The 9262-nt window shown below is 70.5% G+C and carries 9 protein-coding genes; 7 read left to right on the top strand and 2 right to left on the bottom strand.

The genetic code is table 11. The annotated features are described in order from the left end of the window. Window positions 1-37: 37 nt before the first annotated feature. Window positions 38-1030: an asparaginase gene (locus EDF19_RS17705; protein ID WP_123682165.1), complete on the bottom strand. Its 993-nt coding sequence runs from the start codon at window positions 1028-1030 to the stop codon at window positions 38-40. Window positions 1031-1066: 36 nt separating this feature from the next. Between EDF19_RS17705 and EDF19_RS17710 the strand changes: the two genes are divergently transcribed. After that, on the top strand, window positions 1067-1576 hold the full coding sequence (locus tag EDF19_RS17710) for an OsmC family protein (protein WP_123682166.1): 510 nt from the start codon (window positions 1067-1069) through the stop codon (window positions 1574-1576). Window positions 1577-1582: 6 nt separating this feature from the next. Then, window positions 1583-2554 carry an FKBP-type peptidyl-prolyl cis-trans isomerase gene (locus EDF19_RS17715; RefSeq protein WP_123682167.1) on the top strand — a complete coding sequence of 324 codons (972 nt, stop codon included), beginning with the start codon at window positions 1583-1585 and terminating at the stop codon, window positions 2552-2554. 99 nt (window positions 2555-2653) lie between these two features. Here EDF19_RS17715 and EDF19_RS17720 read toward each other — a convergent pair whose 3' ends face one another. Next, window positions 2654-3034: a hypothetical protein gene (locus EDF19_RS17720; RefSeq protein ID WP_148071145.1), complete on the bottom strand. Its 381-nt coding sequence runs from the start codon at window positions 3032-3034 to the stop codon at window positions 2654-2656. Between the two features lie 11 nt (window positions 3035-3045). Here EDF19_RS17720 and dxr point away from each other — a divergent pair, with 11 nt between their 5' ends. From dxr to ispG, 5 genes are all read left to right on the top strand, one after another. After that, window positions 3046-4137, top strand: coding sequence for a 1-deoxy-D-xylulose-5-phosphate reductoisomerase (dxr, locus tag EDF19_RS17725; protein ID WP_123682169.1), 1092 nt, complete (start codon window positions 3046-3048; stop codon window positions 4135-4137). A 123-nt stretch (window positions 4138-4260) separates the two neighbouring features. Next, a complete protein-coding gene (locus tag EDF19_RS17730; RefSeq protein WP_185022931.1) occupies window positions 4261-5595 on the top strand; it encodes an RIP metalloprotease in 1335 nt (444 codons plus the stop codon). 24 nt (window positions 5596-5619) lie between these two features. Then, complete coding sequence (locus tag EDF19_RS17735) at window positions 5620-7122, top strand: cytosine permease (RefSeq protein ID WP_123682171.1); 1503 nt, start codon at window positions 5620-5622, stop codon at window positions 7120-7122. Then, window positions 7119-7685: a cysteine hydrolase family protein gene (locus tag EDF19_RS17740; RefSeq protein WP_123682172.1), complete on the top strand. Its 567-nt coding sequence runs from the start codon at window positions 7119-7121 to the stop codon at window positions 7683-7685. The genes EDF19_RS17735 and EDF19_RS17740 overlap by 4 nt, the downstream gene beginning before the upstream one ends. Before the next feature lie 66 nt (window positions 7686-7751). Continuing rightward, window positions 7752-8885: a flavodoxin-dependent (E)-4-hydroxy-3-methylbut-2-enyl-diphosphate synthase gene (ispG, locus tag EDF19_RS17745; protein ID WP_123682173.1), complete on the top strand. Its 1134-nt coding sequence runs from the start codon at window positions 7752-7754 to the stop codon at window positions 8883-8885. Window positions 8886-9262: the final 377 nt, after the last annotated feature.

Genomic DNA, 9262 nt, shown 5'->3' on the forward strand with positions numbered 1-9262 from the left:
CCCGACGACCCGACGACCCGACCGTCGGGCGGCCCGCTCAGCGCAGCCCGGCTCCGACCCGCACGGCACCGACGGGCACCCCGCCGCCGAGCACCTGCTCACCCGTCGCCGCAAGGACGTCGGTGACGCCCTCGGCACCGACCAGCCCGTTCCGCTGCAGCAGCGTCAGCGCCGCCAGGGTGCCGGCACGCTGAGAACCGTCCAGCACCTTGACCGCGACCGCAGCGCCGCCGGGCAGTCCCATCACCATGACGCCCTCGGCACCGAGCTTCGCGAGCACCTGCAGCCGCTCGATCGTGACCGTGTTGGCGCGCCCGACCCCGTCGATCGCCCAGGGGTGCGCCAGGACGGCGTCGGTCAGGGCAGCGGAGTCGTCGTCGGCACGGGCGACCACGCCGGCGAAGCCCCGCGCCAGACCGGTCAGCGTGAGCGGGAAGACCGGCGCACCGCACCCGTCGGTCCCGACCAGGTCGACGGTCTCGTGGGTGTACTCCTCGACCACCGAGCGGACGCGCTGCTGCATCGGGTGCGCGATGTCCAGGTAGGTCGCTTCGTCCCACCCGTTGACCCGGCAGGCGGCGAGCATCCCGGCGTGCTTGCCGGAGCAGTTCATCGCGAGCCGGCGCGGGCCGTCCATCGTGCGGCCGGTCGCCCGGTCGAAGGGCATGTCCGGCGGGCAGCCGAGGTCGGCCTCGACGTGGTCGAAGGACTCGAGCATGTGCAGCGCGAGTGCTTGGTGCGCAGCGGTACCGGCGTGGCTCGCGGTGGTGAGGACGAGTTCCTCGTCGGAGAACAGCGCTCCGGCCCGACGGACCGCCAGCGCCTGGAACGGCTTCATGGTCGAGCGCGGGTAGATGCTCGCCTCGACGTCCCCGACAGCGTCGAGGACGGTGCCGTCGGCGGCCACCACGACACCGGCGCCGACGTGGCGGCTCTCGTCGAACCCGGAGCGGTCGACGACCGCCAGTTCGACCGACCCGTCGGCGGTGAGAGGATGGCGATCAGTGCGGACTTCGTGGCTCACCGTCATGCCGCAACAGTACCGAAGCGCAGAAGGGCCACCGACGTGAACGATCACTCCTACGAGGTCTCCGTCAGCTGGACGGGGGACCGCGGCACCGGCACGTCCGGCTACCGCGAGTACGGCCGCGACCACGTCGTCTCGGCCTCCGGCAAGCCCGACGTCCCCGGCTCGGCAGACCCGACGTTCCGCGGCGACCGCGACCGCTGGAACCCGGAGGAACTCGTGGTCGCGGCGCTCGCCCAGTGCCACATGCTGAGCTACCTGCACGTCGCGGTCACCCAGGGCTTCACGGTCGTCGACTACCAGGACACCGCGACCGCCTCGCTCCGGCTGAACCGGGACGGCTCCGGCGAACTGACCGAGGCGGTGCTGCACCCGGTCGTCACGATCCTCGAGGCCGACCGTGTCGCAGATGCCGACGCCGCGCACGCGACCGCCAACCAGCTCTGCTTCATCGCCCGTTCGGTGGCGTTCCCGGTGCACCACGAAGCCGAGACCGTCGTCCGTGCTGCGTCGTTGGCAGGGGACTCATCGACGCGTGAGGCAGACTAGGGTCCCGTGAAGCGTCTTCGCCTGCTCCCGATCGCCCTCGTCCCCGCCGTCGTGCTGGGGCTCGCTGCCTGCTCCGGCTCCGGTTCGAACGGCTCCTCGGCATCGCCGACCCCGACGGCCAGCGCCACGGCCGCCGCGATCACGTCCTGCCCGGACCCCGGCACGTCCTCCGACGCGATCCGCGCATCCGGTTCGTTCGGCGGCACGAAGGCCCCGACGGTCAAGTTCAAGGCCGGGCTGTCCGCGAAGAAGCCGCAGGCCACGAAGCTCATCACCGGCAAGGGCGCAGCGCTCGACGACGGCGACTACGCGCAGGTGTCGTACTCGGTCTACGAGGCGTCGGACGCGAAGAAGCTCGGCACGGTCGGTTTCGACGAGGGCAACCCGCAGGTGCTCTCCGTCGGCGGCACCGGGTTCGGTGCGCTCCTCGCGTGCTCGAAGGTCGGCGACCGGGTCGCAGCAGTCGGCCAGTCCTCCGCCCTCGGCTTCAACACCGGCGGTGAGATCGTCGTGGTCGCCGACGTCGTCGCGCAGACCCCGACGAAGGCGAACGGCACCCCGCAGGACCAGGACCCCGGCCTGCCCACGGTCAAGGAGAAGTCCTCCGGCGAGCCGGAGATCACGATCCCCGACGGTGTGAAGGCCCCGACGAAGACGACCGTCGAGGTCATCAAGCAGGGCGACGGCGCCGAGATCGCCGACGGCGACACCGCGCTCGTGCAGTACAAGGGCGTCGTCTACTCGACCGGCAAGGAGTTCGACTCCTCGTGGTCGAAGGGCGCCCCGACGACCTTCACGGTGTCGGAGAGCGCACTCATCAAGGGCTTCGTCACCGGACTCGTCGGCCAGAAGGTCGGCTCACAGGTGCTCATCGTCGCGACCCCGGAGGACGCCTACGGCGACAGCCCCCAGGAAGGCTCGGGCATCCCGAAGAACGCCACGCTGGTCTTCGTCGTCGACATCCTCGCCAAGGGCTGACCAAGACCCTCGCGGATGACGAGAGCCCGGCCGACGATCTCGTCGGCCGGGCTCTCGTGTTCCCGTGTTCAGCGACCCGCCCGTGCGGTTCGTCGGAGCTCACCCGAGTGGCGCACCCGTTCCGGCGTGCAGGGTGGCGACGAAGGCGCGGGAGCGTCCGGGCAATGCTGCGAGCACCGCTCCCGTGTCCGAGTCCACCAGCGCCTCCACCGCGTCCCCGTCCATCAAGGTCGCAATCGCCGCTCGGGATTGCGTGCCCTGGATCTCGGTCAGAGTCTCCACGATGTCCTGGGACCCATGCGTGGCCGTCGTCGCGGTCGCTGCGGTGGGAAGCGCCGTAGCCGTGCACAGTGCGATCGCCGCGGCGGCGATCATCTGCTTCGTGATCGTCTTCATGTCGTTCCTCTCGTTGTTCATCAGACCGTAGTGGAACTGGAATGTCACGTCCAACATTGTTCGCGGCGGCGCGTCGACCTGCATAGGCTGTCAGGGTGAAGACCTCTCGACCACGCCGCATCGTCGTCCTCGGCAGCACCGGCTCGATCGGCACGCAGGCACTCGACGTCGTCGCCCGCAACCCCGACCGGTTCGAGGTCGTCGGCCTCACAGCTGGCAGCAACCGTGAACTCGTCGCCGAGCAGGCGGCCCGGTTCGGCGTCCGTGACACCGCGTTCGGCGCCGCGGACTCGGAGCGACTGGTCCGCACCGTCGAGGCCGACGTCGTCCTCAACGGCATCACCGGTTCGGTCGGCCTCGGCCCGACACTCGCGGCCCTCGAGTCCGGCGCGACGCTGGCGCTGGCCAACAAGGAGAGCTTGATCGTCGGCGGCTCCCTGGTGCAGCAGGCTGCGGCTCCCGGACAGATCGTGCCGGTGGACAGCGAGCACTCCGCGATCGCGCAGGCGCTCCGCTCCGGCGCCCCGACCGAGGTGCAGCGGCTCGTGCTCACCGCGAGCGGCGGCCCCTTCCGCGGGCGCTCCCGCGAGGAGCTCCGCGACGTCACCCCGGCCGAGGCGCTCGCGCACCCGACGTGGGACATGGGCCTCGTCGTCACGACGAACTCCGCGACGCTGGTCAACAAGGGCCTCGAGGTCATCGAGGCCCACCTGCTCTTCGACGTCCCCTACGACCGCATCGACGTGACGGTGCACGCGCAGTCGATCGTGCACTCGATGGTCGAGTTCGTCGACGGCTCCACCATCGCCCAGGCGTCACCGCCGGACATGCGACTGCCGATCGCGCTCGGCCTCGCCTGGCCGGACCGGGTACCCGGCGTCGGTGTCCCGCTCGACTGGACAGCGGCGAGCACGTGGACCTTCGAGCCGCTCGATCCCGACGCGTTCGGCGCCGTCGCGCTCGCGAAGCGCGTCGGCGAGCTCGGCGGGACGTTCCCCGCCGTCTTCAACGCCGCGAACGAACAGGCCGTCGCGGCGTTCCACGCCGGCGCGATCGGGTTCCTCGACATCGTCGACACGGTCGAGCGCGTGGTCGATGAGCACACGGCGGGGGAGCTGTCACTCGACGGCGTGCTGGCGGCGGAGCACTGGGCCCGCGCCGCGGCGGACCGCGCGCTGTCCCGCTGACGCGAGTCGCGCCTCCCGTCCGACTCGGAGGCGGCAGACCGCGGACGTGACGGACGGGAGGCCCGGATCACCTCTCAGACGGCGCTCGGCTCCGTCATGGAATCAGTCCCGTACTCTTTCCCGGTGACCGTCGAATCCGTCCTGCTCTTCGTCCTCGGCGTGGTCGTCTTCATCATCGGCCTGCTGGTCTCGATCGGACTCCACGAGCTGGGGCACCTGTCCTTCGCGAAGCTGTTCAACGTCAAGGTGACGCAGTACTCGCTGGGCTTCGGCAAGGCGATGTGGTCGTTCACGCGGGGTGAGACCGAGTACGGCATCCGCCCGATCCTGCTCGGCGGCTACATCTCGATGGTCGGCATGTTGAAGCCGCGTGCCTCCGGCCGGCCGAGTGCGATCACGAACACCGGCATGTACGGCGCGTTCGTGCAGGACGCACGCCAGGCCAGCGCCGAGCAGATCGCGGATTCGGGTGGCGACGACTCCCGGGCGTTCTACCGGCTGACCCCGTGGAAGCGCATCATCGTGATGGTGGCGGGTCCGGCGATGAACCTCGTCATCGGCATCGTCCTGTTCGGCGTGCTGCTGTGCGGCTTCGGTGCGCCGACCACGACGTTCACCTCGAGCGTCGACTGCGTCCTGCCCACCAGTCAGACGACCGAGTGCACCTCGGGCGACGCGGTGTCCCCGGCGAAGCAGGCCGGCATCGAGTCCGGCGACGTCGTGCTCTCGGTGAACGGCGAGCAGGACCCCTCCATCGCACGCGTCTCCGAGGTGTTCCAGGAGTCCGCCGGCGAGCAGGTCACGGTCGTCGTGAAGCGGGACGGTGCCGAGAAGACCCTCGAGATCACCCCGACGACCGCCACCCGTGACGTCTACGACGCGGACGGCACCGTCGTCAAGAACGACGACGGCACCACGAAGACCCAGCGTGTCGGCGTCGTCGGCGTCAGCATCGGGCAGTCGCTCGTGCGGCAGTCCCCGGCCGAGGTCCTGCCGGCGACGGGCGCGCAGATCTCGGCGTCGGCGCACCTCATCATCGACCTGCCGCAGCGGCTGGTCGCGGTGTGGAACGCGGCGTTCGGTGCACAGGAGCGCTCGCAGGACAGCCCGGTGTCGGTGGTCGGCGTCGGCCGGGCGATCGGCGAGGTCTCGTCGATGAGCGGCGTCCCCGTGGTCGACAAGGCGTACACGATCCTCGGGCTGCTCGCCTCGCTGAACATCGGCTTGTTCGTGCTGAACATGGTGCCGCTGCTGCCCCTCGACGGTGGCCACATCGCCGGCGCCCTCTGGGAAGCGGTGAAGCGCCGCTCGTTCAAGCTCGTCGGCAAGGCGGACCCGGGGCCCATCGACCTCGCGAAGACGATGCCGCTCACCATGGTCGTCGTGGTGCTGTTGGCGGGCATGAGCGCCTTGCTGATCTACGCCGACATCGTGCGGCCCGTGAACCTGTTCGGGTAGTCGCGGCAGCACTACGCTCGTTCCATGAGCACAGCTCCGGAAGTCCGCACGGTGGAGCGGCAGGGCCTCGACGTCATCGCCGAGTCCGATCGGAAGGGCACCCCCAGCGGGCTGTTCTGGCCGTGGTTCGCGGCGAACATCTCCGTCCTCGGCCTGAGCTACGGCTCGTTCGTCCTCGGCTTCGGGATCTCGCTGGCACAGGCGACCGTCGTCTCGGTCGTCGGCGTCGCGTTCTCGTTCCTGCTCTGCGGCATCGTCGCGATCGCGGGCAAACGCGGATCGGCGCCCACGATGGTGCTGAGCCGTGCGGCGTTCGGCGTGCGCGGCAACCGGGTGCCCTCGTTCCTCAGCTGGATCCTCACCGTCGGGTGGGAGACCTCGCTCGCCGCGCTGGCCGTGCTCGCGACGTCCACGGTCTTCCGTGAGCTCGGCTGGGACGGCGGCGTGGTCACCAAGCTCGTCGCACTCGTCGTGGTGGCGGCGCTCGTCATCGGTGCCGGGGTCGCCGGCTTCGACGTGATCATGCGGCTGCAGACCTGGATCACCGTGATCACCGCCGTGCTGACCATCGTCTACATCGTGCTCGCGGCGCCGTCGATCGACCTCGGTGCCCTCACCGCGCTGCCCTCCGGCAGCGCGCAGAACGTGATCGGGGCGCTCGTCCTCGTGATGACCGGTTTCGGGCTCGGCTGGGTGAACGCCGCGGCGGACTACTCCCGGTACCTGCCGCGGACGGCCTCGACCCGCGGCGTCGTGTGGTGGACGACGTTCGGCGGTGCGCTCGCCCCGGCGATCCTCGTGGTGATCGGCGTCCTGCTCGCCGGCTCGTCACCGGACCTGAACTCCGCGATCCAGGACGACCCGATCGGCGCGCTCACCACGATCCTGCCGGTGTGGTTCCTCATCCCGTTCGCACTCGTGGCGATCCTCGGGCTCGTCGGCGGCGCCGTGCTCGACATCTACTCCTCGGGCCTCGCGCTCCTGAGCGTCGGCGTGAAGATCCCGCGTCCGGTGGCCGCCGGGGTCGACGGCGTCTTCATGGTCGCCGGCGCCATCTACGTCGTGTTCTTCGCGCAGGACTTCATCTCGCCGTTCCAAGCGTTCCTCGTGACCCTGGGCGTACCGATCGCCGCGTGGGCCGGCATCTTCGTCGCCGACGTCGTGCTGCGCCGGACCTCGTACGCCGAGGCCGAGCTCGACGACCGCCGGGGCCGCTACGGCGACGTCCGGTGGACGGCGATCGGCCTGGTGCTGCTCGGCACCGTGCTCGGTTGGGGGCTCGTCACGAACACGTACGGTGTGCCGGCGTGGCTGAACTGGCAGGGGTACCTGCTCGAGCCGTTCGGACTCGGTGGGCGTGAGGGTGCATGGGCCTACGCGAACCTCGGTGTGCTGGTCGCGCTCGTCGTCGGGTTCCTCGGCACGCTCGCCCTCAGCCGCCGGGCGATCCGGCGGCAGGAGTCGCTGCCGTCGCAGTCGTCGACGGCATCCGCCCCGTCGGAGCAGCCCCGGCTGGCCAAGCGGTGAGCGTCGACATCCCCGACGACGCCTGGCTCGTCGTCATCGACATGCAGCAGGTCTTCACGGGCGAGAGCCCCTGGGCGGCGCCGCGGTACGACCACGCCGGTGCGGGCATCGAGCGGCTGCTGCCCCGGTTCACCGGCCGCACCGTGTTCACCCGGTTCGTCGCACCCACGCATCCGCAGGGAGCCTGGGAGCCGTACTACCGGGAGTGGCCCTTCGCCCTCGTCCCCGACGCCGACCCGCTGTACGCGCTGACCGAGCCGTTCGCGAGTGCGGCAGCGGACCGGAACGACCCCGTCGTCACGGAACCGACCTTCGGGAAGTGGGGGACGGGCCTCCAGGCGGTCGTCGGTGACCACCCGCACCTGGTGCTGACGGGTGTGTCCACCGACTGCTGCGTCCTGTCCACCGCGTTGGCGGCGGCGGACGCCGGCGCGACGGTGACCATCGTGGCCGACGCCTGCGCCGGAGCGAGCGACGAGGACCACGAACGCGCCCTCGCGGCGATGCGGTTGTACGCGCCGCTCATCACCGTCGTCCCGTCGGGCGCCGACCTGGCGACCTGAGTCCCCGCACCGGGCGTGGTCGGACCGAGCGCGTAGAGTGCTCACGTGCCCGCAGTGAACCTCGGTATGCCGACGACTCCCCAGACCCTCGCCCCGCGTCGCAAGTCGCGACAGATCCGGGTCGGCAAGGTGCTGGTCGGTGGTGACGCCCCCGTCTCGGTCCAGTCGATGACCACCACGCCGACGACGAACATCAACGCGACGCTGCAGCAGATCGCCGAGCTCACGGCCTCGGGCTGCGACATCGTCCGCGTCGCCGTCCCCACGCAGGACGACGCCGACGCGCTGGCGATCATCGCGAAGAAGTCGCAGATCCCGGTGATCGCCGACATCCACTTCCAGCCGAAGTACGTCTTCCAGGCCATCGACGCCGGCTGTGCTGCGGTCCGCGTGAACCCGGGCAACATCCGCAAGTTCGACGACCAGGTCGGCGCGATCGCCCGTGCGGCGAAGGACGCCGGCGTGTCGCTCCGCATCGGTGTGAACGCGGGGTCCCTCGAGCCGAGCCTGCTGCAGAAGTACGGCAAGGCCACGCCAGAAGCCCTCGTCGAGTCCGCCGTGTGGGAAGCCTCGTTGTTCGAGGAGCACGACTTCCACGACTTCAAGATCTCCGTCAAGCACAACGACCCCATCGTGATGGTGCAGGCCTACCGGCAGCTCGCCGCGGCCGGCGACTGGCCGCTCCACCTCGGCGTGACCGAGGCCGGACCCGAGTTCCAGGGGACCATCAAGAGCGCGACCGCGTTCGGCATCCTGCTCGCCGAGGGCATCGGCGACACCATCCGCGTCTCGCTCTCCGCTCCGCCCGCGCAAGAGGTCAAGGTCGGCCTGCAGATCCTGCAGTCGCTGAACCTGCGCGAGCGCAAGCTCGAGATCGTCTCCTGCCCGAGCTGCGGCCGTGCGCAGGTCGACGTCTACCAGCTCGCGAACGACGTCACGAAGGGGCTCGAGGGCATGTCCGTCCCGCTCCGTGTCGCCGTCATGGGGTGCGTCGTGAACGGCCCCGGCGAGGCCCGTGAGGCCGACCTCGGCGTCGCCTCCGGCAACGGCAAGGGGCAGATCTTCGTCAAGGGCAAGGTCGTCAAGACGGTGCCGGAGCGCGAGATCGTCGCCACGCTCATCGCCGAGGCGAACCGCATCGCCGACGAGATGGGCCCCGAGGCGGCGCTCGGCTCGCCCGAGGTCATCACGACGCCGTAGTCGCGACCACCCCTTCGGACGGGAGGCCCGGTGCCAGCTGGCAACGGGCCTCCCGTCCGTCGTGGGGCGCGCTGGCGCCGGGGGCGCGCGTGGGGTGCGGCGGGCATGTGCGTGCGCTGGCTGGGTGCAAGGTTCCGCGCTGTGTGCGAGCCGTCGAGCCTCGCACCGTGTGCGGTACCTCGCACGGTGCGTCCTGCCGGCTGCTCGACGTCGCACGGTGCGAGGTGGCTGAAGCGCCCCGGCACGGTGCGAGGTGGTGGACGCGCGCGCTGGCTCGGTGCGAGGTTCCGCGCAGTGTGCGAGCCGTCGAGCCTCGCACCGTGTGCGGAACCTCGCACGGTGCGTCCTGCCGGCTGCTCGACGTCGCACGGTGCGAG

Origin of the sequence: Curtobacterium sp. PhB115 (genome assembly GCF_003752025.1) — a bacterium.
Classification (GTDB): Bacteria; Actinomycetota; Actinomycetes; order Actinomycetales; family Microbacteriaceae; genus Curtobacterium.

Bases quoted from the DNA above. Each gene is read 5' to 3' on its own strand.
- EDF19_RS17720 (WP_148071145.1), bottom strand. From the start codon at position 3,034: ATGCAGGTCGACGCGCCGCCGCGAACAATGTTGGACGTGACATTCCAG.
- EDF19_RS17735 (WP_123682171.1), top strand. From the start codon at position 5,620: ATGAGCACAGCTCCGGAAGTCCGCACGGTGGAGCGGCAGGGCCTCGAC.
- EDF19_RS17705 (WP_123682165.1), bottom strand. From the start codon at position 1,030: ATGACGGTGAGCCACGAAGTCCGCACTGATCGCCATCCTCTCACCGCC.
- ispG (WP_123682173.1), top strand. From the start codon at position 7,752: ATGCCGACGACTCCCCAGACCCTCGCCCCGCGTCGCAAGTCGCGACAG.